Source organism: uncultured Methanobrevibacter sp. (assembly GCF_902788255.1).
Classification (GTDB): domain Archaea; phylum Methanobacteriota; class Methanobacteria; order Methanobacteriales; family Methanobacteriaceae; genus Methanocatella.
On record NZ_CADAJR010000005.1, the window covers coordinates 47,188 to 72,865 of the forward strand.

The 25,678-nt window shown below is 37.5% G+C and carries 31 protein-coding genes; 28 read left to right on the forward strand and 3 right to left on the reverse strand.

Going from position 1 to position 25,678, the window contains the following annotated elements:
* The first annotated feature begins 7 nt into the window (after positions 1-7).
* A complete protein-coding gene (uvrC, locus tag QZV03_RS02100; RefSeq protein ID WP_296874056.1) occupies positions 8-1,759 on the forward strand; it encodes an excinuclease ABC subunit UvrC in 1,752 nt (583 codons plus the stop codon).
* Between the two features lie 100 nt (positions 1,760-1,859).
* A complete protein-coding gene (locus tag QZV03_RS02105; protein ID WP_296874057.1) occupies positions 1,860-2,402 on the forward strand; it encodes a zinc ribbon domain-containing protein in 543 nt (180 codons plus the stop codon).
* Here the strand turns inward: QZV03_RS02105 and QZV03_RS02110 are convergent.
* A complete protein-coding gene (locus tag QZV03_RS02110) occupies positions 2,399-2,695 on the reverse strand; it encodes a hypothetical protein (protein ID WP_296874058.1) in 297 nt (98 codons plus the stop codon). The genes QZV03_RS02105 and QZV03_RS02110 overlap by 4 nt on opposite strands.
* A gap of 85 nt (positions 2,696-2,780) precedes the next feature.
* Here QZV03_RS02110 and QZV03_RS02115 point away from each other — a divergent pair, with 85 nt between their 5' ends.
* From QZV03_RS02115 to QZV03_RS02180, 14 genes are all read left to right on the forward strand, one after another.
* Positions 2,781-4,484: an ATP-binding cassette domain-containing protein gene (locus QZV03_RS02115; RefSeq protein WP_296874059.1), complete on the forward strand. Its 1,704-nt coding sequence runs from the start codon at positions 2,781-2,783 to the stop codon at positions 4,482-4,484.
* A 2-nt stretch (positions 4,485-4,486) separates the two neighbouring features.
* Entirely contained in the window at positions 4,487-4,912 is a 426-nt protein-coding gene (locus QZV03_RS02120) for a universal stress protein (RefSeq protein ID WP_296874060.1), read from the forward strand.
* 121 nt (positions 4,913-5,033) lie between these two features.
* Positions 5,034-5,201: a 4Fe-4S binding protein gene (locus QZV03_RS02125; RefSeq protein ID WP_296874061.1), complete on the forward strand. Its 168-nt coding sequence runs from the start codon at positions 5,034-5,036 to the stop codon at positions 5,199-5,201.
* Positions 5,202-5,206: 5 nt separating this feature from the next.
* Positions 5,207-6,385, forward strand: coding sequence for an NAD(P)/FAD-dependent oxidoreductase (locus QZV03_RS02130; RefSeq protein WP_296874062.1), 1,179 nt, complete (start codon positions 5,207-5,209; stop codon positions 6,383-6,385).
* Between the two features lie 10 nt (positions 6,386-6,395).
* Complete coding sequence (gene galE / locus QZV03_RS02135; protein WP_296874063.1) at positions 6,396-7,364, forward strand: UDP-glucose 4-epimerase GalE; 969 nt, start codon at positions 6,396-6,398, stop codon at positions 7,362-7,364.
* A 3-nt stretch (positions 7,365-7,367) separates the two neighbouring features.
* A complete protein-coding gene (locus QZV03_RS02140) occupies positions 7,368-8,261 on the forward strand; it encodes a hypothetical protein (protein WP_296874064.1) in 894 nt (297 codons plus the stop codon).
* 67 nt (positions 8,262-8,328) lie between these two features.
* The gene (gene purF, locus QZV03_RS02145) at positions 8,329-9,750 is read left to right on the forward strand and encodes an amidophosphoribosyltransferase (protein WP_296874065.1); all 1,422 of its coding nucleotides are present in this window, start codon (positions 8,329-8,331) and stop codon (positions 9,748-9,750) included.
* Between the two features lie 5 nt (positions 9,751-9,755).
* Positions 9,756-10,994, forward strand: coding sequence for a U32 family peptidase (locus tag QZV03_RS02150; RefSeq protein WP_296874066.1), 1,239 nt, complete (start codon positions 9,756-9,758; stop codon positions 10,992-10,994).
* A gap of 103 nt (positions 10,995-11,097) precedes the next feature.
* A complete protein-coding gene (gene cfbC / locus QZV03_RS02155) occupies positions 11,098-11,892 on the forward strand; it encodes a Ni-sirohydrochlorin a,c-diamide reductive cyclase ATP-dependent reductase subunit (protein ID WP_296874067.1) in 795 nt (264 codons plus the stop codon).
* A 2-nt stretch (positions 11,893-11,894) separates the two neighbouring features.
* Complete coding sequence (locus tag QZV03_RS02160) at positions 11,895-12,383, forward strand: methylated-DNA--[protein]-cysteine S-methyltransferase (RefSeq protein ID WP_342764219.1); 489 nt, start codon at positions 11,895-11,897, stop codon at positions 12,381-12,383.
* Positions 12,384-12,387: 4 nt separating this feature from the next.
* Positions 12,388-12,747: a hypothetical protein gene (locus QZV03_RS02165; protein ID WP_296874069.1), complete on the forward strand. Its 360-nt coding sequence runs from the start codon at positions 12,388-12,390 to the stop codon at positions 12,745-12,747.
* Positions 12,748-12,789: 42 nt separating this feature from the next.
* Positions 12,790-13,959, forward strand: a complete 1,170-nt coding sequence (locus QZV03_RS02170) for an MFS transporter (RefSeq protein ID WP_296874070.1) — start codon at positions 12,790-12,792, stop codon at positions 13,957-13,959.
* A gap of 29 nt (positions 13,960-13,988) precedes the next feature.
* The gene (locus QZV03_RS02175; RefSeq protein ID WP_296874071.1) at positions 13,989-14,501 is read left to right on the forward strand and encodes a YgjV family protein; all 513 of its coding nucleotides are present in this window, start codon (positions 13,989-13,991) and stop codon (positions 14,499-14,501) included.
* Positions 14,502-14,569: 68 nt separating this feature from the next.
* A complete protein-coding gene (locus tag QZV03_RS02180; RefSeq protein WP_296874072.1) occupies positions 14,570-15,214 on the forward strand; it encodes an HAD family hydrolase in 645 nt (214 codons plus the stop codon).
* A 20-nt stretch (positions 15,215-15,234) separates the two neighbouring features.
* On the opposite strand, the gene QZV03_RS02185 is transcribed toward QZV03_RS02180, so the two are convergent.
* Entirely contained in the window at positions 15,235-15,909 is a 675-nt protein-coding gene (locus QZV03_RS02185) for a transporter substrate-binding domain-containing protein (RefSeq protein ID WP_296874073.1), read from the reverse strand.
* Positions 15,910-16,183: 274 nt separating this feature from the next.
* Between QZV03_RS02185 and QZV03_RS02190 the strand changes: the two genes are divergently transcribed.
* The 6 genes from QZV03_RS02190 (at position 16,184) to serS (ending at position 19,390) form a co-directional block, all read left to right on the forward strand.
* The gene (locus tag QZV03_RS02190) at positions 16,184-16,534 is read left to right on the forward strand and encodes an arsenate reductase family protein (RefSeq protein WP_296874074.1); all 351 of its coding nucleotides are present in this window, start codon (positions 16,184-16,186) and stop codon (positions 16,532-16,534) included.
* A gap of 17 nt (positions 16,535-16,551) precedes the next feature.
* Positions 16,552-16,713, forward strand: a complete 162-nt coding sequence (locus QZV03_RS02195) for a nitroreductase family protein (RefSeq protein ID WP_296874075.1) — start codon at positions 16,552-16,554, stop codon at positions 16,711-16,713.
* Positions 16,682-17,137 (forward strand): nitroreductase family protein, encoded by a 456-nt coding sequence (locus tag QZV03_RS02200; RefSeq protein WP_296874076.1) that lies wholly within the window; start codon positions 16,682-16,684, stop codon positions 17,135-17,137. The genes QZV03_RS02195 and QZV03_RS02200 overlap by 32 nt, the downstream gene beginning before the upstream one ends.
* Before the next feature lie 51 nt (positions 17,138-17,188).
* A complete protein-coding gene (locus QZV03_RS02205; protein ID WP_296874077.1) occupies positions 17,189-17,332 on the forward strand; it encodes a hypothetical protein in 144 nt (47 codons plus the stop codon).
* 1 nt (position 17,333) lies between these two features.
* On the forward strand, positions 17,334-17,972 hold the full coding sequence (locus tag QZV03_RS02210) for a flavodoxin family protein (protein ID WP_296874078.1): 639 nt from the start codon (positions 17,334-17,336) through the stop codon (positions 17,970-17,972).
* Between the two features lie 140 nt (positions 17,973-18,112).
* Positions 18,113-19,390: a serine--tRNA ligase gene (serS, locus tag QZV03_RS02215; protein ID WP_296874079.1), complete on the forward strand. Its 1,278-nt coding sequence runs from the start codon at positions 18,113-18,115 to the stop codon at positions 19,388-19,390.
* A gap of 47 nt (positions 19,391-19,437) precedes the next feature.
* Here the strand turns inward: serS and QZV03_RS02220 are convergent, their stop codons facing one another.
* On the reverse strand, positions 19,438-20,124 hold the full coding sequence (locus tag QZV03_RS02220; protein WP_296874080.1) for a TIGR00266 family protein: 687 nt from the start codon (positions 20,122-20,124) through the stop codon (positions 19,438-19,440).
* 127 nt (positions 20,125-20,251) lie between these two features.
* Here QZV03_RS02220 and QZV03_RS02225 point away from each other — a divergent pair, with 127 nt between their 5' ends.
* The 6 genes from QZV03_RS02225 (at position 20,252) to QZV03_RS02250 (ending at position 25,037) form a co-directional block, all read left to right on the forward strand.
* A complete protein-coding gene (locus QZV03_RS02225; protein WP_296874081.1) occupies positions 20,252-20,884 on the forward strand; it encodes a flavodoxin family protein in 633 nt (210 codons plus the stop codon).
* 32 nt (positions 20,885-20,916) lie between these two features.
* Positions 20,917-21,054 carry a hypothetical protein gene (locus QZV03_RS02230; protein ID WP_296874082.1) on the forward strand — a complete coding sequence of 46 codons (138 nt, stop codon included), beginning with the start codon at positions 20,917-20,919 and terminating at the stop codon, positions 21,052-21,054.
* A gap of 192 nt (positions 21,055-21,246) precedes the next feature.
* Positions 21,247-22,029, forward strand: coding sequence for a hypothetical protein (locus QZV03_RS02235; protein WP_296874083.1), 783 nt, complete (start codon positions 21,247-21,249; stop codon positions 22,027-22,029).
* A gap of 80 nt (positions 22,030-22,109) precedes the next feature.
* Positions 22,110-22,628 carry a nitroreductase family protein gene (locus QZV03_RS02240; protein WP_296874084.1) on the forward strand — a complete coding sequence of 173 codons (519 nt, stop codon included), beginning with the start codon at positions 22,110-22,112 and terminating at the stop codon, positions 22,626-22,628.
* Positions 22,615-23,790 (forward strand): MalY/PatB family protein, encoded by a 1,176-nt coding sequence (locus tag QZV03_RS02245; protein WP_296874085.1) that lies wholly within the window; start codon positions 22,615-22,617, stop codon positions 23,788-23,790. Before QZV03_RS02240 ends, QZV03_RS02245 begins: the two co-directional genes overlap by 14 nt.
* A gap of 221 nt (positions 23,791-24,011) precedes the next feature.
* Positions 24,012-25,037: a virulence RhuM family protein gene (locus QZV03_RS02250; protein ID WP_296874086.1), complete on the forward strand. Its 1,026-nt coding sequence runs from the start codon at positions 24,012-24,014 to the stop codon at positions 25,035-25,037.
* Positions 25,038-25,678 lie beyond the last annotated feature (641 nt).

Genomic DNA, 25,678 nt, shown 5'->3' on the forward strand with positions numbered 1-25,678 from the left:
GTGAATCATGTCAACAAAATTAAAATCTCCAGATAATCTGCCGAATAAGCCCGGTGTCTACATAATGCGCGATTCATCAGACACCATAATCTACATAGGAAAGGCAAAAAACCTTATAAAAAGGGTAAAATCTTATTTTAGGGAAAAGCTTGACAGGCCGAAGACTCAAATCTTAATGAGCCATTTCGACAGTCTTGAATATATTGTAACCAACTCTGAAAAAGAGGCACTGATTCTGGAAGCCACATTGATTAAAAAGCATCGTCCCAGATATAACGTTCAGCTTAAGGACGATAAAAGGTATCCTTATGTAAAGATTACCAACGAGGAGTTTCCGAGATTGGTGATTACAAGAAACGTAACTAAAAATGGTATTTTTTACGGGCCGTTTACTGATGTCGGTTCTGTAAAGCAAACTGTCAAGTTTTTAAAGTCACTGTTTAAAATAAGGACCTGTCGCAATATGGATGGGCCATGTCTCAATGCACAGATTGACTTATGCTATGCCCCATGCGACGGAAGGATTACCAAGGAGGAATATTCCGAAATCATAAACAAGATTGACCTGTTTTTCCAGGGGAAATATTCCACAATCGTCAAAAACCTTAAAAGGGAAATGATGGATGCCGCAGCAAAGGAGCAATTTGAAAAGGCGGCCGTTATCAGGGACCAGATTGAATCCATAGAGGAGATTATGGAAAAGCAGTTCGTTGATTTGGTCGATGATGACTTGGACCAGGATGTTATTGCAATCGCACCCGGTGAAAATGAGGTTGTCGTTATCATCATGCCGATTAGAAACGGAAAGATTGTCGGTCGTGACGACTTTTTGATGAGTGCCTCACAGTATGATTCATCATCTGAAATCATGTTTGCATTCATTCAGCAGTATTATGGTTATAACCGTCATGTTCCAAAGCAAATTCTTTTGGACGAAGAAATTGATGATAAACAATTGCTTGAGGATTGGTTAAGTGATTTGAGGGGAAACAAGGTAAAAATAAAAGTTCCTCAAAAGGGTGTTAAACTAAGGCTTGTAAGAATGGCCAAGAAAAATGCCGAAATCATCAAACATCAGAAGAAAAAGATGGAATCAGCACTGATAGAGCTTAAAAAATACCTTAAACTTGAAAAATTGCCTCGTGTAATTGAAGGATATGATATCAGTAACATTTCAGGTAAGTTTGCGGTAGGTTCAAAAGTGTCGTTCAAGGATGGAAAACCCAACAAAAAAATGTACAAACATTTCAAAATGGAAACTCCCGGTCCGAACGATTTTGCAATGATGGAGGAGCTTCTAACCCGCAGACTGAAAATGGTGGATCGTGACCCTGAGCCTGACCTGATAGTCATCGATGGGGGTAAGGGACAGCTTGGTATGGCATGCGGTGTTTTGGAGAAATTGAATCTTACTCATATTCCAATCATTGGTCTTGCAAAGGAGTTTGAAGAGGTGTTCACACCTAACTCAAGACGTCCAATCATAATTCCTAAAAACAATAAGGCATTATACCTGCTTCAGCAGGTGAGGGATGAATCTCACAGATTTGCAATAACCTATCATAGGAAGCTTCGCAGTAAAAATATTTCGGCCTCTTCACTGGACGATATCGCTGGTGTTGGTAAAAAAAGGAAGGTCGCTCTTTTAAAGGAATTTGGTAGTATTGATAATATAAAGAACGCATCAGTAGAGGAATTAGCCAAAATAAAGGGTATGAATCAAAAAACGGCTGAAAATGTCTATAATTATTATCACTAACCTCTAATTATTTTTTACAAAAAAAGGCTTATTTTCCATTAACTTTAAATATGAGTTTTTTAATAATGATTTTATAACAGAAATTAAAAGGTTATGTTATATGGTAAAATGTCCACGGTGTGGGTATGAGAATTCGCCTAACGCCGTATATTGTGATAACTGTGCCTACTTGCTTTCAGACTCTGAAGGTAATAAAATTAATATGGTAAAGCGTGAAAGCAGTTGGAATATGGGCATAGGTAAAAAAATTGTAATGGTATTGGGGATTATTGTAATAGGATATTTATTATTCTCCGCTGTTTATAATATCTCTCAACCGTCTGAACAAGAATCATTAAATGTAATTACTGATGATGGAAGTCATCTACAAGCTTCTTCTTATCCATTTGATGCCAAAATAGCCTATAACGGCAGTTGGTATGCCGAAATGGGAGATCCTAATTATCTTGTAAAAGAGTCAGGTGAAGGCAAGGGACAGTATACTCTTGACTGTGCTGCCTGGGAAAGGGTTTCTATTGATGCTCAAAAGCAGGATTATGGTGAAGGTGAGCTTAAGGTTCAACTTATAAGAAATGGTGAGGTTGTAGCTGAAAATTCCACTACTGATCCGAATGGTAGAGTTGTAATAAATTACAATTATTAGATTTCATTCATTCTACTTTCTAAAAGTTCAATCAGTTCATCGGTTTTATATAGTCTGATTTCTTGAGAATCTTTATCCTTGAATATCTTGATAAAGTTGATAAGGTCATTACATAGTTGGTCGTATTGGATACTTAGTGTGTTGAAGTTATTTAGTAGTCCAAATGCCTTTTCTTGGTCTAATTTAGGAGTATCTCTTAAAATTCTTTCCATATTGGCAAAATGGGTTTCAATCATAATTTTTTCTTCTTCTAAAACATTCATGTATTCTTGAATTTTGTTTTCGCTAGCCATTTTTATCACTTGTTTTAATATTAAATCTTAAGATATAAATAGTTTCAAATAGATACATTTCTATGAATAAATAGGGGCACAAATAATGATTAAAGTTGAAAATGTAAGTAAAGATTATGAATTAGATGACGGAACAAAAATCACAGCTCTTAAGGATGTCAGTTTTGAAGTTAAGGAGGGTGAAATACTTGGAATCATGGGAAAAAGTGGTTCGGGTAAGACTACTCTTTTAAGGGCATTGAGGGGAGTTGAACATATTGATGAAGGAAGCATCAGTGTGGGAAAAGTAAAAGTAACTTCCGAATCATCTCAATTTTATTACAATGAACTTAAAAAAGAAACTGCAATTCATCTTCAAAGGTCTTTTGGATTATGGCCGGATACAGTACGTGAAAATGTTCTAAGGAAATTATATGCAAGAAGATACTTTGATGAAGGGGATACCAATTTCGAAGTTGCAGAAAGTGAATTTGGCCAGGAAGCCGATGAAATCCTTGAGATGGTTTCACTTACTCATAAAAAAGATCATTATGCATCCGTTTTAAGTGGTGGTGAAAAACAGAGACTCATTATAGCAAGACAACTTGCAAAACGTCCTAAAGCTTTACTTTTAGATGAACCCGCTACTATGGCATGCCCCAAAACAAAACAGGAAATATTGGATGCGGTCAAAAAAATCAATGAAGAATTAAACATTACTATTATTATCGTTTCACATTTGCCTGATGTTCAAAAATACCTGGCAGACAGAGTTATATTGCTTGAAGACGGTGAAATTACCGATGAAGGTTCTGCCAATGAAATCTGTGATAAATTCATGGCTGATATGGATGATATTGTTGATATTCAAAACATATCAACCGATGAGGATGTAATTGAGGTCAAGGATGTCTATAAAAGATTCTATCTCCTGACCGGTGGAGAGGTTCTTCAGATTGAAGATATCAACTTCAAGGTTCAAAAGGAAAATATCCTAAGTATCATCGGACCTAGTGGAGCCGGTAAAACCGTTCTTTTAAGAATGATTGGAGGATTGGACGACCCTGATAAGGGTGAAGTCCTATACAATGTAGACGGCGAATGGGCAGACATTGACATTCCGGGCATGAACCGTATGAAAATACGTTCCAAATTAGGTTTCATGCATCAGGAATTTGCACTGACCCATTATGCAACTGTTCTAAATCAATTGGCAACAAGGCTGGGTTATAAAAATCAGGACATTGTTAAGGAGGCCAAAGAAAGGGCTGAAAGATTAGGTTTAAGTGATGAATTGCTTGATTCATTTTATCAGTTAACTGATTTGCCTGAAAGCGAAGCGAAAGACCGTCTTATGCAGGTGGGTTTGGATGCTGAAATCTTAAACGATTTGTTCCCTCGCTTCCCTGAAACCGCTACCAAAGAGGCAGTTGCGGATATTTTTGAAAGCCTTGATTTGGACATGGATATTCTCTACAGGAAATCCTATGAATTGTCCGGTGGTCAGAAGGTACGTGTAATGCTTGCACTCATTCTGGTTTCAAGACCTAAATTCCTTCTTTTAGATGAACCGTTTGGAGATTTGGACCCTGTAACTTTAAGGGATGTTACAAATGCGCTTAAAACAATCTCCAAAGACTATGGTATTACTATTGTCATGATTTCACACAACACTGACTTCATTAAGGAACTGTCAAACCGTGCTGTATTCATGGACGACGGCCATATAATTGACGACAGTGAAAACATTGATGAGATTGTTGACAATTTCATTGATTTCTGTCATGCCGATTATCTTAAAGGGGAATAGGAATGTTTGACGTTATTACAGTTCCCGTTGACGGATCAGACTATGGATTTGAGGCAGCAGACATTGCCATTGAGATAGCTCAAAAATTCGGTTCCAAGATTGCGGCAGTTCACGTTTTGGAGGAATTTTCATTCAACAGCTATGATTCCGAAGAGGATTCCGGTGATGAGATTTTAGCAAAGATTACCAAAAAGGCCGGTGAGGTAGGTGTTGAAGTTGTCGAACATCTTCTTACTGCTGACCCTTTAAGGGATATGAACTTCATTATCAAGCAGACTGGAGCTGATTTGGTTGTTATTCATGCTCATGGAGCAAATAACCATCGTTTTGTATCATTTGAAGAAAATGATGTCAGTGATACTCAAATCGGTTCTGTTTCTGAAAGACTCATTAGGACATGTGATGTCCCAGTATTATTGGTTAAATAATACTTTAATCTTATTTTTTTTCTTATTATTCTCATTTTAAAGGTTATTTTTAACTAAACCTTTAAATAAGATAAAATTCATATTATTCTTAACATAAATTTTTAAAAAAGGAGATATTTTTATGATTGTGAAAGATTGGTGTTCATACTGCGGTGAATGCGCCGGAGTCTGTCCAAGAAATTTAATACAAGTAAGAGAATACTCATTGGTATTCAATGATGATGACTGTAAAGATTGTGATACATGCATTAAAGCATGCCCTATTGATGCATTAGAAAAAGAGGACTGATTAATATGATTGAAACTGATGTAATTGTAGTAGGTTCAGGACCTGCAGGTTCAAGCGCAGCAAAACACGCTGCATTAGGCGGAGCAAAAGTTATTTTAATGGATAAAAAATCCGAGATTGGTGCACCGAAAAGATGTGCTGAAGGAGTTTCAATCCAAGGTTTGGAAAAATTAGGAATTGAACCTTCCCCAAGATGGGTGACCCAGGAAATCGAAGGTGTTAGGTTACAAGCACCTGACGGAACCGATGTATGGTTAACAAAAGATGAAGTTCAATTACCTGAAGCAGGTTACATTCTTGAAAGAAAAGTCTTCGATAAGCACATGGCAATGGATGCAGCTAGAGCAGGTGCTGAAATCAAAATCAAAACATTGGTAACAGGCATTGAAAAAATCGATAACGGATACATCGTTGAAACTGAATGCATGGGAGAAAAAATCGATTACAAATGTAAAATTTTAATCGCAGCCGACGGTCCTGAAGGTCACGTTGCAAGATGGGCAGGACTCAGACCTGCAGCAAAACCAAAAGAAATGGAATCCGGGGTACAGTACGAAATGTGTAACGTTGAATTTGAAAGACCTGGTGTAATCGAATTCTATTTCGGATCATGCGCTCCTGGAGGATATGTATGGATCTTCCCTAAAGGTGACGACATTGCAAATGTAGGTTTAGCAATTTTACCTCACAAGGCTGAAAAAACAGCTAAAGAATATTTGGATGACTTTGTTGCAAAATCACCTTACCTCAAAAACGCTCAGGCTGTTGAATTGAACGTAGGTGGGGACCCTGTTGGTGGAATGACCAAAAAATTATACGATGACAACATCATGGTCGTTGGAGATGCAGCAGGACAGGTTAACCCGTTAACCGGTGGAGGAATCATCTCCGGTATGACCGGTGGAATGTGTGCAGGTCAGGTTGCAGCACAGGCAATCAAAGAGGACTGCTCCAAAAAATTCCTGAAACAATACGATAAAATGGCTCATGAAGAGCTTGACCATGAAATCAAAAGATACAAAAAAGTACAGGAATACTTGCTCACATTGTCTGATGATGAATTAGACAGCATTGCACACGCATTTGAAGGGGAAAGCTTTGAGAAAATTTCAACAACTGAAATTGTACAGAAGTTAATCAAAATCTCTCCAAAAGCATTACTTAAATTAGGTAAATTTATCTAAGGTGTTTGAATTGATTTTAGTTACTGGTGGAGCAGGCTACATTGGTTCCCATACCAATAAGGCCTTAAATAATGCGGGTTATGATACTGTTGTATTGGACAATCTGTCAAAGGGTTATGAAAACTTTGTCAAGTGGGGAACACTCGAAAACTATGATATTGGAAGCAGGGACCTTGGTGAAGTTTTTGAAAAATATGATATTGATGGTGTAATACACTTTGCGGGATTCATATCAGTAGCTGAATCAGTGGAAATGCCTCAAAAATATCTCAAAAACAATTATAAAAATACTCTAAACCTTTTAAAAGTGATGAGGGAATATAATGTTGACAAGTTTATATTCTCCTCAACTGCCGCTGTTTATGGAAACCCTGAGCAGATTCCAATCACTGAAGATTCAAACCTTAAACCAATCAATCCTTACGGACACTCAAAATGGTTGGTTGAAAAGGCACTTGAAAGGGAAGCTGCGAAAGGCGACTTCAATTATGTTGCCTTAAGATACTTCAATGCATCAGGATGTGACTTTGATGGTCAGATAGGTGAATTACATGATCCGGAAACCCATCTGATACCATTGATTCTTGATGCTGCCATCGGAAAGCGTGACTGCATCTACATCTATGGTGATGACTATGACACTCCTGACGGTACATGCATCAGGGACTACATTCACGTCAACGACCTTGCCGACGCGCATATCAGGGCATATGAATATCTCTGTAATGAACATGAATCCGATGTATTCAATTTGGGTAACGGACAGGGATTTTCAGTACGTGAAGTGATTGAGATGTGCAAGAAAGTCACAGGCAAGGACTTTGAGGTCAAGGTTGACGGACGCCGTGACGGGGATCCTGCAAGACTTGTTGCCGATTCCTCAAAAATCCATAACAAGCTTGGCTGGACTCCACAGTATGATTTAGAACAGATTGTAGAGTCTGCCTGGAAGTGGCATCAAAAAATTAACGGAATTTAGATTATGGAAAATGAAAGTCATGAATCCAAAATCGATGTTCGCATAATCGTAGGCGGTTTGGATATTGCACAGCTTGTATCAAAGGCTGTTAACAATATTCAACTTGAAAACGATTACAATATAATAGTTTCATCAATAATACCTACAGTTGAACTCAGCATCGTTAAAAAGGTTGCCAGTGGCGCTGACATTCTGCTCATTGGAGGATACGGCAATGATGAAACTTACAATATTCTATATAATGAATTAAAAACTGATTTTAACCATATCGGTCTTTTTGACTATAATAACATTATCATAGAGGATGAGTCAATTGATTTCAAGTTGGCGGAAAAGGAAATCCTCAATTCAATAATTAAATCAACCTTATCTTATTCTTTAAATTTAATTAACATTCATACCTTGGAAAATAAGCTTTTAAAGGTAACTCATAACTACAACAACCTTTTGGATGATTATAATCAGGTCCTCAAGGAACAGGAAGTCATTACCCGTGAAAACCAGGACCTGCGAGAAGACATTAATGAAGTCAAATCTGAGTTCCAGGCATTTAAGCTGCGCTATGAGGATATCTATTCCAAGGAGATTCTGGAAATTTTTGATTTACATGAGCTGTGGCAGGACACCTTCCATCAGGAACTTGACGATGAGGAAAGGATTGTAATCGCTACAGACAGGTTCAGACCTGACAATATTCTAGTTGGACAGGGATATATTGCGGCCGAATCACACCAGAAGGCTGTTGAATGGCTGAACATTGTCAGAACTGCCTTGATATTTGTAGATGATAATAATGATGATTTGAAAAAGGAATTGAAATCCAGTGAAGAAAGCAAGCCTCCTGAAGTCATTGAAGATTATGAAATTCCCAACAATTTTGAAAACTTCTGGGACTAAAACATTAATTATTTTATACTAGTTTTACAAAAGTATTATTATACTATTTTATAGGGAGTTATAGTACATGCAAGGTGAAATGGAAGACAAGTGTGGTATTGTTGGAATTCATTGCAATGATGATTCCAAGGATGTTGCATCATTTATTTATTACTGTTTGTATGCTTTACAGCACAGAGGTCAGGAATCAGCAGGAATTGCTACTTTTAATAAAGATGTAGGTTTAAGCCATTACTGTGGAATGGGTTTGATAACTGATGTGTTCGATAATGATCGAATTCAAAGTTTGCCTGGACATATGGCTATCGGTCATGTAAGATACTCAACCACAGGACAGTCCAAACTGGAAAATTCACAGCCTTTTGTAACTGATTTTGGTGACGGATTTATTGCGATGGCTCATAACGGGGACATAGTCAACTCCGAAGAGTTAAGAAATCAACTCATTGATGAAGGATTTTATTTCAAATCCGATTCTGATTCTGAAGTAATATGTTATATGCTTAAAAAAGAGCACTATGACAATGGTAAAAATGTTTTGGAGGCAATTGATGCAGTATGTGATAAACTTGTAGGATCATATGCTTTAACAATCTTGGTTGACGGCGAACTGTATGGTGTAAGGGATCCTATGGGAATTAAACCTCTTGCAATTGCAGAAAAAGAGGGTGAATATATTTTAGCTTCAGAAACTGTGGCCTTTGACGTAATAAACGCTGATTATATTAGGGATGTTGTGCCTGGTGAAGTTGTTTGCTTTGAAAATGATGAAATTAACTCTCACATGTTAGAAAGTGCAGGAAAATGCAAGCTTTCACATTGTATGTTTGAATATGTTTACTTTGCAAGACCTGATAGTACAATTGACGGAATTAACGTTTATGAAACCAGGATAAACATTGGCCGTCAATTGCATGAGCTCTATCCGATTGATGCGGATGTTGTAATTCCGGTACCTGATTCATCAATTCCGGCCGCTATCGGTTATTCACGTGCTTCCGGTATACCTTACGGTGAAGGATTAATCAAAAACAGGTATGTTGGAAGGACATTCATTATGCCAACCCAGGAAGAAAGGGAATTGGCAGTCAGACTTAAACTGAATCCTATAAAAAATGCCATCAAAGGCAAAAAGATAATTCTAATTGACGACAGTATCGTTCGTGGAACCACTTCCAAACAATTGCTTGACCTTGTAAAAGAGGCTGAACCTGCTGAAATTCACTTTTTAGTTGGATGTCCTCCTGTAATGGCTCCTTGTTATTATGGTGTGGCTATGGCAACCAAGAAGGAACTGATTGCTGCCAACTATACTGTTGAGGAAATCAAGGAACAGTTGGATATTGATACCCTTGGATACATTACATTGCCTGCTTTGGTTGAGGCAATAGGCATGCCTGAAGAAAATCTATGTTTAGGCTGTTTGAATGAGGATTATCCAACCGAAATTCCTGAAGGACTTGAAGCCGAATCATACTATAAACCTTAGATATTATGGTTGAACTGTTGGCTCCTGCCGGAAATTTCATCTCACTTAGAGCCGTTTTGGAAAATGGTGCTGATGCGGTTTACTTTGGCCTTGATGACTATAACATGAGGGCCAATGCCAAAAACTTTTCATTGGATGATTTGGATGAAGTTTCAAGGACTGCAAAGGAATATGGAGCCAAAACCTATCTTGGAACCAACATCATTTTAAATGAACGTCTGGCTGACGGTCTGAAATCCAAACTTGAATCGATTTCTGCAGCTGAAATCGATGGACTTATTTTATCCGATATCGGACTTATTGAGGATACCGTTTCACATGGACTTGAGGCACATATAAGCGTTCAGGAAAACGTCACTAATTCCTACACTCTCAAGACCCTTAAAAAGCTCGGTGCAAAAAGGGCAATACTTTCAAGGGAACTGTCACTTGCCGAAGTCACTGAAATCACTGAAAAATCCCCGATTGAAACCGAAATATTCATTCATGGTGCAATCTGCATGGCGATTTCAGGAAGATGCTTTTTAAGCTATGGACTTTACGGCAGAAGTGCCAACTGTGGAGACTGCCTGCAGCCGTGCCGCAAGAACTGGACTCTGACATATGAGGAGGGCGAGGACAATGTCATTAACTTTTCTGATGTTGAGGATGAGCGATTCATCATAACCGGAAGTGATGACGTAAGCTACAGGACCAACTTTTTCTCACCAAAGGACATGTGCATGATCGAATACATTCCGGAGCTTATAAAAAGTGGTGTTGCATCATTCAAGATTGAGGGAAGGGCCAGAAGTCCGGACTATGGTGCAATGGTTACAGGAGTTTATCGTGAGGCCATTGACAGTTATATGGATGACCCTTTGAATTATGAGGTCAACCCAAAATGGATGGATGAACTGGGTAGTGTTTTCAACCGTGGATTTGACACCAATTTCTATTTCAACACTCCATTTGAGACAAGTGAGGATAACCAGTCAAAATACATCAAAAAGGATATCGGACAGGTTGTCAATTATTACAACAGGGTCAAGGCCGCTGAAATCAGGATATGGGATGATTTGAAAATCGGTGATAGGATCATGATTCAGGGAAAAACCACAGGTTCCATCACACATACCATCGATTCCATGCAGATTGAGGGCAAATCAGTTGAATCTGTTGAAAAGGGGTCCAATGTTGCTATAGCAATGCCTGATAAAGTTCGTGAAAATGACTTTATTTATAAACTAGTTGAAAGGAATTAGAATTCACTTTTTTGAGATTCACTTAATTTTGAACAATATATTTTCAAAATATTAATAAATTCTAAAATTAATATATTAACTAATTGAATTTTGAGTACATATCATGATTAAAAAAATAGCTATTTATGGAAAAGGCGGAATAGGAAAAAGTACCACTGTTGCTAACCTGTCTGCAGTATGGGCAAGTGAGGATTTGAACTGTCTTGTTATAGGCTGTGACCCTAAGGCAGATACTACACGTACTTTATATGGTAAAAGAATCCCAACTGTTGTTAACACCCTAAAGGATAACAGATCACCTGAAAAGGAAGACCTTGTTTTTACAGGATTCAAGGGAATTCAATGTGTTGAAAGCGGAGGTCCGGAACCTGGTGTCGGATGTGCCGGCCGTGGTGTGATTGTTGCCATGAAACGTCTTGAGAATCTTGGTCTTTTTGATGATGATTTGGATGTTGTCGTCTATGATGTTTTGGGGGACGTTGTCTGTGGTGGATTTTCAGTGCCTTTGCGTGAAAAATATGCTGATGAGGTATTGATTGTCACATCAGGTGAATATATGGCATTGTATGCTGCAAATAATATCGTTCGTGGTGTCAAAAAGCTTAAGGGTAATTTGAGCGGTATAGTATGCAACTGCAGAAATGTCGATAATGAGGAGCAGATTGTGCACGACTTTGCAGAAAAGATAGGCACACATGTTATTGGTACTATTCATAGAAGCAATTTGATTCAAGACGCTGAATTAGATGCAAAAACCGTTGTAGAAAAATACCCTGAAAGTGATGAAGCACAAGAATACCGTGACCTTGCTTCAAGCATTATGGCTAATGAAAACATATCGACTCCCGAACCTATGGGAGATGAGGAATTCGAGGAATTCTTCAAATCATACATGTGAAAATGTACTCATCAACTGCCTATTCGTCACCTATAGGTGAGATTTTGATTGTAAGTGATGGTGAATCATTAAATGGAGTATGGTTTTTGGACCAGAAATATTTCACATCATCCATTTGTGAAGAGATTGTTCCAAATGATGATTTGCCTATTTTTTGTGATGTAATCAGATGGTTTGATGACTATTTTGAGGGCAAAAATCCTGAAATAGATTTCAAACTGAATCCCCACGGTTCCGAGTTCAGACAGAAGGTGTGGAGGATACTGCGTGAAATTCCATACGGCGAGTCAATGACCTACGGTGAGATTGCATCAAGAATTTCACCAATGATGTCTGCCCAGGCTGTCGGAGGTGCCGTCGGACACAACCCCATAGCAATCATAATTCCATGTCACCGTGTATTGGGCTCTAAAGGAAAATTGACAGGATATGCCGGGGGCATTGACCGTAAAATCAAACTTTTGGAATTGGAGAATATAGAATACAGGTGATTTGATGAGATTTAATTTTCTGCGTTTAATTTCTTTTGCATCGCTTTTAGCATTGGTGTTGCTTTTGACTTTTTTTTCTAACCTGAATTCCCATGTCATAATCTCTGCTGCAGTGATAATGCTTTTCTTGATGATATTTACATATATCTTCAAAATCGAGGGTTCAAGTTCCCTGAAAGTTGCGGTCATTCTTTCGGTTTTCATATTCCTTCCATTGTTCATTTTGGTTTATCTGGGAATATTTGATGTTTTTCCGGGTCTTTTCGGATTTCTGGCATTGATTATTGTGGCCCTTGTTGGACTTTATTCAATAGTTACCATTGTCAGGCTGGATTATGTTGAACTGAAATGGGATGATGACTGATTTTGGTAAAGTTTTAAATTTTTTAAATACATAGTTAAATCAATGAACGTTTCTGATGAAAAAATTTTTACGAAATCATTTTTCCTGGTATTTGGAGCATTGCTTTTTACCGCACTTGTAATGTATGCCCTGATGAGTACTGTTACGGAGTACGCCACATCAATGGGTTCAACCGCCACAGTTGCAGGACTTGTTTCTGGAATCTATATATTCGGAGGACTGTGCTCAAGGATATATTCCGGAAATGCGCTGGAGCGAATAGGGTGGAAAAGGACCGCAATGATATTCATGAGCATTCATTTTCTCTCATGTCTTTTGTATTTCATAGTAAACGATGTTACACTACTTTTAGTCGTTCGATTCATTCATGGTATAGGTTTTGGTGCTTCAGCCAATGCGATTGTAACTATAGCTTCCGATGTTCTTCCTAAAAGTCGTTTTGGTGAGGCATTCGGCTACTTTATGCTCGGCACTACAATTGCCGTTGGACTGGGACCCTATCTGAGCGGCATATTATATGACAGTGTCGGTTCTCAAGGTTGCTTTTTGGCTGCAGGCATCTTTTCAGCCCTTGCGTTGGTTTTCATATATTTTGTGGATGTCAGTGCTCATGATCCTGGAGTAAATCGTAAAGGTGAAATCATCGAGGACACATCCACAGGAATTGAAAAGGTCTTTGAAAGGGGTGCAATTCCAGTTTCCCTTTTCACCGCCTTGACAAGTCTGGGTTACGTTTCCATACTGTCTTTTTACAGGCTATATGCAGCTGAAGTAAATATGTCCGGCATTTTTTCATGGTTTTTCATAATATATTCAATCGTTCTTGTTGCCTCAAGGCCGATTGCCGGCAGAATTCAGGACACACATGGGGACATGATAATCTGTGTGGTCGGAATCGTTGCCCAGTCAATGGGGCTTTTCCTGATAGCGTTTGCACCATCCGCTGTGACTGTTGTTGTCTGTGCGGTATGTGCAGCACTGGGATTCGGAACCCTTAACTCAGCATGCACAACAATCGTTACAAGAAACACTCCAGAAAACAGACGTTCCTATGCGGTCTCAACATTTTTCATCTTCTGTGATGCGACAATGGGTTTCGGTCCGGCACTGCTTGGAAGCTTTGCTGTTAATGGCTATGCACCGATATACTACATCGCATCTCTGATAACATTATTGGCTTTGCCGATTTGTGTATATTCCCTTAGAAAATAATATCAAATTAATCGTACAAACTTGATAATATGGATTTGCCGTTGAATATAATTGTTGGAAATATAATTTCATTAATCGCAGGTATCTTTATCATTTTAAGCATGTGGGTTAATGATGAAAAGCAGGCATATAAGCACCAATTCCTGAATGCATTTATCCTGATGATTTCATCAGTGTTTTTCTTATCATGGACAGGTGTTACAACAATGGCCATTGCGGCATCACGTAATCTGATGGTTTATAAGGACAGATTGACCTTCAGATGGACCATATTTTTTATAGTAATTTCCGTGGTGTTGGGTTTGGCGGTAAATACCATGGGATTTGTTGGACTTTTGCCGATTATAGCAATCGTTCAGATTACATTGTGCAACTATTATCTAAAATCAATCAAAACAATCAAGATAGGATTTATTGTAAACAGTGCGATTTATATAGTGTACTTTTTGGCGATACTTGATTTCTCATCAGCGGTCATAGAAAGCATCACCGCATTGGTTGGTGTGGTTGCGTTGATTAAATTGATTTTTAACAAAAATTAGCTCATTTGTTATATTAATTCAAAAAATTAATAATATTCGAGTGACATATTTAAATATGAGGTATTCAAATGAAGAAACTGGCAATCTTTGACTTTGACGGAACAGTAATGGATTCCGTTCAGGACGTGTTCATACACCTGAATGAAGCTTTATCGATGCATGATTTTCCAATCCTTGGAAATGACCAGCTTGTAAAGTATCTTGGTGGAAACATTGATGAGATTGTTTCACTTGTTTTAAAAGATCAAAGCAGTCCCGAAAACATAAAGCTGGTAAAGGATACCTATTTAAAGATTTACTATTCATCAGAAAAGAAAAACACAGTTCCATTTCCAAAAAGTCATGAGATTTTGGAGAAACTGCAGGAAAAGGGTGTTGTTCTTGCAATCAATTCAAACAGATTCACTGATTCTATACAGACTTTTGTCGACAGGTTCTTTGATGACATTGACTTTTCATCAATTATGGGCCATGACTTTGCATATCCTTCAAAACCCGACCCATCTGGTGTCTGTGAGATAGTTAAAAAGGCCGGTGTCGAATTGGATGAAACACTCTATATTGGAGATTCCGGAACTGATATTCAAACTGCAAAGAATGCCGGTATTGATATTGTGGTCGTCAGATGGGGATATGGTGATGAAAAGGACCTGGAAGATGACTATGTCCTTGAATGCATTGATGATTTTGATGATTTGGTGAAATATTTTTAAAAAATAGTTAAGGGTTATAATTATAACCCTATTAATCCTTGTTCTATCTTGTAGTCGGAATAGTTTTGGGCTATCTTTTCAACGGTTCCATCCTTAAACATTTCATCTAAGGTCTTTTGGACTGCGTCCCTCAATTCGGTATTGCCGTTCTTGAATCCGATTCCGTATTTTTCAGAGGATACGTTTTCGGATAATATGTTAAAGTTGTGATATTTGGTGGCAATGTAATAATTTGCTAATGCGTGGTCTATAACCACTGCATCGCATATTCCGGATTCGAGATCCATCATTGCCACATTGTTGTTTTCAACTTCCAACAGACTATTCAGGGAATTTTTCAGTGTTGTGTTGTTGTTTATTGCACTAATTCCTGAACTTCCGGTTTGAATTTCCACATTTTTGCCTTTCAGGTCACTTAATGTGGTGATGTTTGAGTCTGAGTTTACCATTACTACCTGGACATTGTTGAAATATGGCTCTGTGAATAGGTATCTGTCTTCACGCCCGTCAATTGTAAACGCTCCCCATATACAGTCGATTTCACCGGAATTTACTTCAAACTCTTTACTGTTCCAGTAAATTAGTTCAGCTTCTTTCAGTGTCCAATTGTTTCTAGCACATATCTCTTTTGCAATTTCAATATCAAATCCTGCATTGTTTCCTGAATTGTCCTTATAGACGAATGGTGGACACACTGGATTAAATCAGACCACCAATGTGGTATCGTTATTTTCTCCGGAGGAATTTGAATCATCTAAAAAGTCTAGAAATCCCGCAGTTGATGTGTTCATTATTAAAAACAACATCAATGTTAAAATCAGTAGTATCTTTTTATTATTTAATTATTTGTCAAATTATAATATTAAAAATTTCTCATTCATTTGACAAAAATCTGAACTCTGTAAACTTTTCTTCACATTTTGGTTTAAATCTAAATTGTTATATATTTTTAATAATATACAATTGATTATGTTATTCGTACAATACCCTAAATGTTCAACCTGCCGCAAGGCCAAAAAATGGTTGGACGAACACAATATCGAATATGATGAAAGGCATATTGTGGAAGATAATCCGCAGGCCGATGAACTAAAAGAATGGTGGGAAAAATCTGATTTGCCACTTAAAAGGTTTTTCAACACCAGTGGAATGAAATACCGTGAATTGAAACTTAAGGACAAACTTCCTGATATGAATGAGGACGAACAGTTTGATTTGCTTGCAACTGACGGAATGCTTGTCAAAAGACCGATTGTAGTTGGCGATGACTTTGTTCTGGTAGGTTTCAAGGTCAAGGAATGGGAAGAGACAATATTATAGTTCTGTTTGGTGTTCGCATGGATGTTATGGAAATCATCAAAAGCAGAAAGAGCGTCAGGACATTCGACGGTGAGAAAATCACCGATGAGGATAAGGAAAAACTAATAAACTACGCCAAAACGATTGAAAATCCATATGGAATTCCTGTTGAGTTCGTATTTATTGATTCATCCGTATGACCTTTCAAGTCCGGTTATTGAAGGTGAAGACTTCTACATTGCAGCCAAGGTGCCACGTGTGGAGCACTGTGAGGAGGCATTCGGATATTCCTTTGAAAAGCTGGTCCTGTATGCATGGAGCATTGGAATCGGTACTACATGGATTGGAGGAACCCTCAATCGTGAACTCTTTGAAATGGCCGCCGATACAAGGGACGATGAGTTCATGATGATTGTGACTCCGGTGGGATATCCTTCAAATACACAGTCAAAGGTTGATGCTAACTTGAGAAATATGGTGAAAGGTGATGAAAGACTGTCGTTCAGTGAACTGTTTTTTGAAAATGACTTCAAAACACCTATTGATGTTGAATCAGACTGTCTTGAGGCTGTACGATGGGCGCCGTCAGCTGCCAACAGACAGCCGTGGAGAATAGTTAGGTAGGGTGGGGATTATCATTTCTATCTCTCTCACACAATTGTCTATTCCTCAGGTGTGGACTGGCAGGTTCAAAAAATCGATTTGGGAATTGCAATCTGTCACTTTATATGTGCCAATGGAGGTCAGTTCCTCATAGATGAACCAGAAATAGAAACAGACAATCATACAGAATACATTGCAACAGTAAGGGAGATTTAATATGACTAAAAAAATAATTGCAGTAAATGCGGGGCCTAGAATAGGCTGGAATACAGACACACTAATCAATGAAGCTATTAAAGGGGCTGAAGCGGAAGGAGCTGAGGTCGAGAAGTTCAATCTGTTCAGACTAGATAAATACACAGGCTGCGTTTCATGCTTTGCATGCAAAAAGGAAAAGCACAAAGGACATTGCATTCGCCGTGACGGTTTAACAGAAGTATTGGATAAGATCCGTGAGGCAGATGGTCTAATCATTGGCTCACCGAATTATCTTGGGGAGATGACCGCATCTTTCAGGGCAATCTATGAACGTTTGGTTTTCCAGTACATTACATACAATGCTGATGTTCCGTGCTGCAATGAACATCCGATACCTGTTTTACTTATAATGACAAGCAATGCACCGGATACTTCCTATTTGCCATTGATTGAAAACTATCAGAATGTTTTAACCGATTTTGTTGGACCATGTGAAGTATTTGTAAGTGGTGAAACCCTTCAGCTTAAGGATTACAGCAAGACCGACTGGCCATGGTTTTTCAATCCAGAAGAGAGATATGAACGCCATGAAAAGGTCTTTCCAAAGGAAAAAGAGGCTGTATTCAACAAGGGAAAAGAACTTGTCAACCGGGATTAGTTTTGCAGTTAATTGATTAATTGACTGCTCTTTTTTTTAAAATTTTTATTTTGTTAAGTTATCTTTCATAATTAAGGATAAGTTTAAAATACAAAACAATCATATTTATTAGTGAATAAAATGTTTTAGGGGACAAAATATTGTTAGATATAAAATTGTTCAGAGAAAATCCGGAATTAGTTATAGACTCTGAAAAGAAGAGATTCAGGAATACTGAAAATGTGGAAAAGGTAATTGAATACGACACTTTATGGAGAGAAAGTGAAAGAAAACTCAATTCATTAAGATCCGAGAAAAATAAATTATCAAAATCATTTAAAAAGGCAAAAGAGGAAGGCAACTTTGAGGAAGTTGTTGCAAGGTCAAAGGAAGTTGCAGCAGAAATTAAGGATTTGACCTCAAAAAGTGCCGAATATCTTAAATTACGTGACGATTACCGATACAAGGTTGGAAACATCATTGATGAGGATGTTCCAATATCCGACACTGAAGATGACAATGTGGTAGTGAGAACCTACGGTGATAAACCTGAATTTGACTTTGAGCCATTAAACCATGTTGATTTGATCAATAAAATTGACGGTGCCGATTTGGAGACTGCAGCAAGCATTGCTGGAGCGAGATTCTACTATTTAAAACGTGACATTCTTCATTTGAACCTTGCACTGATTCAGTTTGCACTTTCCGAGTTGGAACAGGAAGGATACATTCCAATGCAGACCCCTTTCTTTGTTAAAGGGGAAGTTGCAGCTGAAACCTCAGAGCTCGGTGAGTTTGAAGAGACACTATACAAGGTGGAAAATGAGGACATGTACCTTATTGCCACAGCAGAACAGACCCTTGCGGCACTTCACAGGGATGAAATCATCTCACCTGAAGACTTGCCACTTAGATACTGTGCACTTTCAACCTGCTTTAGAAAAGAGGCAGGATCCCACGGAAAGGACACACTTGGAATATTCAGGGTTCATCAGTTCGAAAAAATCGAACAGTTCATCTACTCAACACCTGAAGACTCCAGAAACCAGCATGATCATCTGATGGAAGTCACCGAGAGAATCTATCAGAAATTAGGTCTTCCTTATCAGGTCATTGCAATTGTATCATCCGCATTGAATGACAATGCCGCAATCAAGTACGATTTGGAGGCATGGTTCCCAGGTTCTGAAACCTATCGTGAACTTGTATCATGTACCAACTGTAAGGATTATCAGGCACGTAAAACCAAAACCCGTGTTGGAAGGGCAGGTTCCGGAGATGCACAGACACTGCACACATTAAACAGTACTGCAATTGCAACAGAAAGGACAATGTGCTGTATTATGGAAAACTATCAGCAGGCTGACGGCAGTGTTAAAGTTCCTGAAGTGTTGGTCCCTTACATGAACGGAAAAACAGTCATTGAAGCTAAAAAATAGTAATTTAATTAAAAAATAAAAAAGTTTATAGTTTAATAAACTTTTAATCATTCATTATTGTTTGTTGGAATGTATGGTATAATTGCATCAACCAATTTGCTGAGTGGCATGGTCTGCAGCCATACTCTTCCAGGACCGGTCAATGTAGCGAAAAACAGTCCTTCACCACCGAAGAGCATGTTTTTCACACCTTTTACCCTTTGGATATCAAAGTCAACTGTTTCATCCATTGCGGCTACATGTCCCTGATCGACCAGCAACCTTTCACCAGGTGCCAGATTCTTTTCTATGACTTCACCGTCTATTTCCAAAAACAGCATTCCATTTCCTGTGAATTTCTGAAGAATGAAACCTTCTCCACCAAAGAGTCCTGCGCCAAGTTTTTTTCTGAAGTGCATTTCAAGGTTTATGCCTCTTTCGGCTGTAAGAAATGCATTCTTTTGTCCGATAATTGATTTGCCTGATTCCAATCTTATCGGTAGGATCTTTCCAGGATAACATGATGCAAATGCAACCTCTTCATCGTCACGTTCTGCTGTGAAGAAGTTTAAAAAGAATGTATCTCCGGAGAGTGCCCTTCCAAGACCTTTTAGAAGACCTCCTCCTGTGTTTGTTTCCATTTTTATACCTGGGGTCATGTATGTCATTGCACCTGTTTCATCCTGCATGGATTCGCCTTTTTTTAGCTTGCATATCACCATTGGAAATGCTCCGCCTGTAATTTCATATTCCATTTTATCACCTTATATTGTATTAATTTTTCATGATATATAATATTTTTAACGGTGGTACTAGGAGGAGGCAATCTATATTATATATTCATAAATCCAATATATTACTAGTAATTATTTGGGGATTTAAATGAAAACTATTGTTATTAATGCAAGTCCAAGAAAGAAATGGAACACAGCCGAAATCATGCAGTCCGCCCAAAAGGGGGCTGAATCTGTCGGCGCTGAAACTGAATACTTCAACTTATATGATTTGGTGTTTAAGGGATGCAGAAGCTGTCTTGCATGTAAGCTCAAGGAAAAGACAAAGGGAAAATGCTACTGGAGAGATGACCTCACACCTGTAATTGACAAGATTCTTGATGCCGATTGCCTTTTGATTGGCTCACCGATTTACTTCGGCCAGCCTACAAGTGAGTTTCGAGCTTTAATTGAAAGGCTGATATTCTGCATAATGTCATATGATGACGGGTCCAGCTATTTCACCGGAAAGGTCAATGTAGGCATTTTTTATACCATGAACGCTCCGAAGGAGTTTTATGAGCAATCAATGAAGGATAGTCTTGCAACCACCGAGTATCTGTTCTCATTTTTAAACGGTGAAATCGTGACTTATCCTGTATGTGACACCATTCAGGTCAGCGATTATTCAAAGTTCAACATGGCAGGCTTTTCCCAGGAAGCCAAGGAAAAGCAATGGATTCTGCAGTTTCCGAATGACCTGGAAAAGGCATTTGAGATTGGTGCGGAGCTATCCAAATAAAGGCGATTGTAATTAATGCCGGTCCCAAAAGAATGGACTACAATGTAAATATTGCTAAATCCACATTAAGCGGTGAGGAATCTCTCTTTTGGATGTTTAATGGTGATGTTGAAATCCGTTCTTTCAGAACTATCACTAAAAGGGAAATTTCACGGGAAATGATGATTTAGAAAACAGAAAAAAGGAATTTGAAAGAGATTCTGATAATGTTTTTGAAATTGTTGCCAATCTGTGCGGTTAATTTTTTTTCAAAAAGTTGCGTATACAAATTTTAAAAATGAATACATTTATATACTAGGTCATCAAAATAATTAATTGTATACAAAAATACAATTTGTAATACAAATTTGTAGATGATACTAATGACAGACCAAAAAAGAACTAAAAAATTTGTATTTGGAAATGAAAGGTTCGGAGGATCCTACGCTCCAGGGGAATTCCAGTTAAATTTCCCTGAGGACATGTCAAGGGAAGACTTTGAAGAGATTTTCTCCAAAAAATTGGAATCCCTCCACAAAAGGGGAAATGACCTGAAAGAGGAATTCTTTGACAATACAACAAAAAGAAAGGAAAACCTAAAACCTTTGAGCATACGTGTGAAATCTCATACGAAGGAATTCTTCAAGAACAATTCAATACTCTCTCCAAGAGACGTGCTTGAAATGTATGAGGAGTTCAACAGCGGAAGTGAAGCATTCATAAATTCATTACTCGAAGAAGAAAAGGAACTTGAAAACGAACTTGCAGAACTTCAGGAAAAACTACACAATGCGAAACTATTCAAGGAAAAGTTGGTTGACCTAAAACCTGAAAGTGACATACTGACCGACCAGGATAACCTCTTAAATTTAAAACAGAAGTACGAAAGATCAGAAGTAAAGAAAATCGGTAATGAAACTCCGCTCGGAAAGGCTCAAAACGATATCATTGAGGATATTCAAACATACAACACAACAGTCATTAGTGTATATGACAGTCAGGTACTGGTTATTGAAGTGCTTACAAACGCCCAGCCGGTCGTATACTACTTTAAAAATGAATACTCAAAAGATGATATCTCAGAGATTTTAAGTAAGGTTGAAGAATACTGTGGGGAAAACGATATTGAATATTCCCTGAGTGAAGATTCAATCTTTGATGAATAATTATTATTAAGTGTGATTTCTCACACTCCTATTTTTTTATACTAATTATTTTTAAATATAATAAAGAATTAATTATAATCATGTCTGATTTTGAAGAAATTATAAACACAAGAAGAAGCATTCGCGAATATGCTGACAGGGATGTCAGCGATGAGGATATCATAAAAATTATCAGGGCAGGAATGCAGGCTCCAGGATCAAGGCTTAAGGCCGAACCATGGGAGTTTGTAATTGTCAAGGACAAGGAAACCCTTGCAAAGCTTGGTGAAATCAAGCCACGTGTCACCAATGCGCCTGTTGCAATCGTTTTGGTTGCAAACATTGAAAGGGCATTTTACAAAACAGTATGGCAGCAGGATATGGGAGCCGCTGCAGAAAACATGCTGCTTGAAGCGGTCAACCTTGGACTGGGCGGTCTCTGGAATGGTGTGGCTCCTGAAGAGGAAAGGATGGCTGCAATCGGTAAAATCATTGGAATCGATGATATAACTGATACCAAACCGTACTGTATAATAACCATAGGTTATCCTGCCGAAGGATGGGAAAACAAGTTTATGGACAAGTTTGACGAGACAAGGATTCACTATGAAAAATACTAGATATGATTTTGAAAGTGTCATAGACAGGCACAATACCAATTCCGTCAAATGGGATTTATTTGATGACGATTTGCCTATGTGGGTAGCCGACATGGACTTTAGTGTGGCTCCTAATATTCAAAAGGCCATATTAAACAGGGCAAAGCATCCGGTTTACGGTTACACAATTGTTCCGGATGAGCTTTTTGAGGCTTATATCAGCTGGTGGGACAGACGTTATGGCTTGAAGATGTCAAGTGATGATATAGCATATGCAATAGGGGTAATGCCGTCAATAGCATCGATGATAAGGTGCCTCACCGATGTTGGTGATGAGATACTGATTCAATCCCCGGTGTATCATGTCTTTTACTATTTCATTGAGGACAACAACAGAAAGGTTCTCGAAAACGAGCTAGTCTATGAGGACGGCCAATACTGGATAGACTTTGAAGATTTGGATGAAAAGCTATCAAAAGTCAAGCTTATGATGCTGTGCAATCCTCAAAATCCGGTTGGTAAAATATGGTCCCGTGAGGATTTGGATAGGATATTGGAGCTATGCAAAAAGCATGATGTCATTGTAATTTCCGATGAGATTCACTGTGACCTGACAGATCCTGGCGTTATGTACAATCCATTTAAATCAGCAGACAATGTAATCAGATGCCTGTCACCTTCAAAGTCATTCAACATTGCGGGTTTTCAAAGTTCAGTAATCGAAACCGTCAACAGTGAATTGTTGGATAAAATCAAAACACAGATGAATATCGATAACTCCGGTGAATGCAACGTATTTGCAACAACCGCAGTGATTGCAGCTTATAATGAATCTGAGGACTGGCTTGATGAGCTTAGGGAAGTATTGTATGAAAACAAGCAAACCGTAAAGGAATATCTCGAAAATGAGCTTCCAATCATAAAACTGGTAGAATGTGATGCGACTTACCTTTTATGGCTTGACTGCTCAGCATTAAACACTCAGTCAAATGTTTTAAGTGAGTTTTTACGTGAAAATCAGGGTTTGTTCCTCTCAGCAGGCAGCGATTTTGGTGAATGTGGAGACAATTTCTTGAGAATGAACATTGCATGTCCTCCCGAACTGTTGCTTCAAGGTTTGGCCAAACTGAAAGCAGGTGTAACTGCACTGGAAAACATCAGCAGGTTAGCCAAAAACATTTAATTCTATTTTTTGTAGTTGGGAATTTTCCCATTTTTTTTAATTTTCTTTTGCAATATTGATTTCACTCTATAATATTGCTTTGAGTTTGAAAAATTGTTGTGAGTTTGTAATATTGCTTTTATTTTGTTAAATTGCTTTTATTTATAAGAAAAACCTTATTAATAATGTATTTTATACAAATTATTAATTAAAATTTTTTAATTAATAAAAAGAGGCATATTATGGATAACGAATATCAAATTCAAAATACATTATTGTATATTGGCGAGCAGGGTGAGGTTTCAATTAATGTGATTATTGACCATGAAAGAGAGACATTTTGGGCAACTCAAAAGACAATGGCTGAATTGTTTAATGTTGATAGAAGTGTTATTACAAAACATTTGAGGAATATTTTTGATGTTGGAGAATTGGACAAAAATTCAACTTGTGCAAAAATTGCACATGTTCAAAATGAAGGCAATCGTCAGGTCAAACGTAATCAATCTTTCTATAATCTTGATGCAATAATCTCTGTAGGTTATAGAGTTAACTCTAAAGAAGCTACACACTTCAGAATATGGGCAACTCATGTTTTAAAGGAATTCATGATTAAAGGATTTGTTTTAGATGATGAACTTCTAAAAAATGGCTCTCGTTTTGGTAAGGATTACTTTGATGAGCTTATTGAAAGAATTCGGGAAATAAGATCATCAGAGAGGAGAGTGTATGAAAAGATTACAGATTTGTTTGCAACCTCCTATGATTATAATCCTCAAGCGGAAATAACAATCAAATTCTTTAAATGTGTACAATCAAAGCTACATTATGCAGTTTCAGGTTTGACTCCACCTGAATTAATTAAGCAACGTGCAGACAGTGGTAAGGAAAATATGGGTTTGACTACATGGAAGGATGCTCCAGATGGTAAGATTATGTTTAGTGATACAAAGGTTGCTAAAAATTACTTGTCTGAAGAAGAAATTTCTGAACTAAACCGAATTGTAAATATGTATTTGGATTATGCTGAAAATCAGGCATATAGACATAAGCCAATGTCCATGAAAGATTGGGCCACTCGTCTGGATAAATTCCTTGAATTCAATGAGTATCAGGTCCTGGATCATAAGGGAAGTATTTCCAGAAAGGCCGTTGATGAATTTGTTAAGGAGGAATTTGCAAAATTCAAACCTGTTCAGGATAGGGCATACAAATCTGATTATAATTTGTTTGATGAGCAAACCCGAAAACTGTTGAAAGAAAACTGAAGTGTAAATTTTCACTTCATTTTAATCAATATTTTAATTGATTAAATCAAAAGTTTTTCATTAATGCCAACATAAAAATACTCGTATTTTTCATTAAATTGATTGGGTTTTACAAATTTTATGTTTTCTCATGACTAATCTCGTAGCCATTCAAGATGAATCTTAAAATATAGATTAAGATATGATAATGAAGGATAGTATCCCAATTCTTACCAACTCACTAATTCAGATTTGTTTCAGGTTTTCATAGAAATTTTCAATATAATAATATTTATTCTTGAAAAATCTAAATATATAACTATAATAAGGGGAATTATTATGAAATCAAATTTTTTCATTGCTTTTATCTTAAAAATGCGAGAATACCTCGACTTCTGTAAGTCGAGGATGAATCGCAAATTGGGTGTACTTTTGTTAACTATCTGATTTAAATAGTTATTTTTTTTAAATAATCTTATTTTATAATAACTGATGTGTATTAATTTTCAGTATAAACTTTTGTGATTGTTTTTATTAGTATAATTATTTTTTTTATATGGAATTTTTTTTTGATTATCATTTGCTCTCTTACTGTTTCTTTATATATGTATGATGTTGTTAATTTAATATTAGTGAGTCTTTAATTTGTGTATGTTTGAGAT

Excerpts from the sequence above, each read along its gene's own strand:
- uvrC (WP_296874056.1), top strand. The coding sequence starts at position 8 with ATGTCAACAAAATTAAAATCTCCAGATAATCTGCCGAATAAGCCCGGT.
- QZV03_RS02105 (WP_296874057.1), top strand. The coding sequence starts at position 1,860 with ATGGTAAAATGTCCACGGTGTGGGTATGAGAATTCGCCTAACGCCGTA.
- QZV03_RS02110 (WP_296874058.1), bottom strand. The coding sequence starts at position 2,695 with ATGGCTAGCGAAAACAAAATTCAAGAATACATGAATGTTTTAGAAGAA.
- QZV03_RS02115 (WP_296874059.1), top strand. The coding sequence starts at position 2,781 with ATGATTAAAGTTGAAAATGTAAGTAAAGATTATGAATTAGATGACGGA.
- QZV03_RS02120 (WP_296874060.1), top strand. The coding sequence starts at position 4,487 with ATGTTTGACGTTATTACAGTTCCCGTTGACGGATCAGACTATGGATTT.
- QZV03_RS02125 (WP_296874061.1), top strand. The coding sequence starts at position 5,034 with ATGATTGTGAAAGATTGGTGTTCATACTGCGGTGAATGCGCCGGAGTC.
- QZV03_RS02130 (WP_296874062.1), top strand. The coding sequence starts at position 5,207 with ATGATTGAAACTGATGTAATTGTAGTAGGTTCAGGACCTGCAGGTTCA.
- QZV03_RS02140 (WP_296874064.1), top strand. The coding sequence starts at position 7,368 with ATGGAAAATGAAAGTCATGAATCCAAAATCGATGTTCGCATAATCGTA.
- purF (WP_296874065.1), top strand. The coding sequence starts at position 8,329 with ATGCAAGGTGAAATGGAAGACAAGTGTGGTATTGTTGGAATTCATTGC.
- QZV03_RS02150 (WP_296874066.1), top strand. The coding sequence starts at position 9,756 with ATGGTTGAACTGTTGGCTCCTGCCGGAAATTTCATCTCACTTAGAGCC.
- cfbC (WP_296874067.1), top strand. The coding sequence starts at position 11,098 with ATGATTAAAAAAATAGCTATTTATGGAAAAGGCGGAATAGGAAAAAGT.
- QZV03_RS02160 (WP_342764219.1), top strand. The coding sequence starts at position 11,895 with ATGTACTCATCAACTGCCTATTCGTCACCTATAGGTGAGATTTTGATT.
- QZV03_RS02165 (WP_296874069.1), top strand. The coding sequence starts at position 12,388 with ATGAGATTTAATTTTCTGCGTTTAATTTCTTTTGCATCGCTTTTAGCA.
- QZV03_RS02170 (WP_296874070.1), top strand. The coding sequence starts at position 12,790 with ATGAACGTTTCTGATGAAAAAATTTTTACGAAATCATTTTTCCTGGTA.
- QZV03_RS02175 (WP_296874071.1), top strand. The coding sequence starts at position 13,989 with ATGGATTTGCCGTTGAATATAATTGTTGGAAATATAATTTCATTAATC.
- QZV03_RS02180 (WP_296874072.1), top strand. The coding sequence starts at position 14,570 with ATGAAGAAACTGGCAATCTTTGACTTTGACGGAACAGTAATGGATTCC.
- QZV03_RS02190 (WP_296874074.1), top strand. The coding sequence starts at position 16,184 with ATGTTATTCGTACAATACCCTAAATGTTCAACCTGCCGCAAGGCCAAA.
- QZV03_RS02195 (WP_296874075.1), top strand. The coding sequence starts at position 16,552 with ATGGATGTTATGGAAATCATCAAAAGCAGAAAGAGCGTCAGGACATTC.
- QZV03_RS02210 (WP_296874078.1), top strand. The coding sequence starts at position 17,334 with ATGACTAAAAAAATAATTGCAGTAAATGCGGGGCCTAGAATAGGCTGG.
- QZV03_RS02220 (WP_296874080.1), bottom strand. The coding sequence starts at position 20,124 with ATGGAATATGAAATTACAGGCGGAGCATTTCCAATGGTGATATGCAAG.
- QZV03_RS02225 (WP_296874081.1), top strand. The coding sequence starts at position 20,252 with ATGAAAACTATTGTTATTAATGCAAGTCCAAGAAAGAAATGGAACACA.
- QZV03_RS02230 (WP_296874082.1), top strand. The coding sequence starts at position 20,917 with ATGGACTACAATGTAAATATTGCTAAATCCACATTAAGCGGTGAGGAA.
- QZV03_RS02235 (WP_296874083.1), top strand. The coding sequence starts at position 21,247 with ATGACAGACCAAAAAAGAACTAAAAAATTTGTATTTGGAAATGAAAGG.
- QZV03_RS02240 (WP_296874084.1), top strand. The coding sequence starts at position 22,110 with ATGTCTGATTTTGAAGAAATTATAAACACAAGAAGAAGCATTCGCGAA.
- QZV03_RS02245 (WP_296874085.1), top strand. The coding sequence starts at position 22,615 with ATGAAAAATACTAGATATGATTTTGAAAGTGTCATAGACAGGCACAAT.
- QZV03_RS02250 (WP_296874086.1), top strand. The coding sequence starts at position 24,012 with ATGGATAACGAATATCAAATTCAAAATACATTATTGTATATTGGCGAG.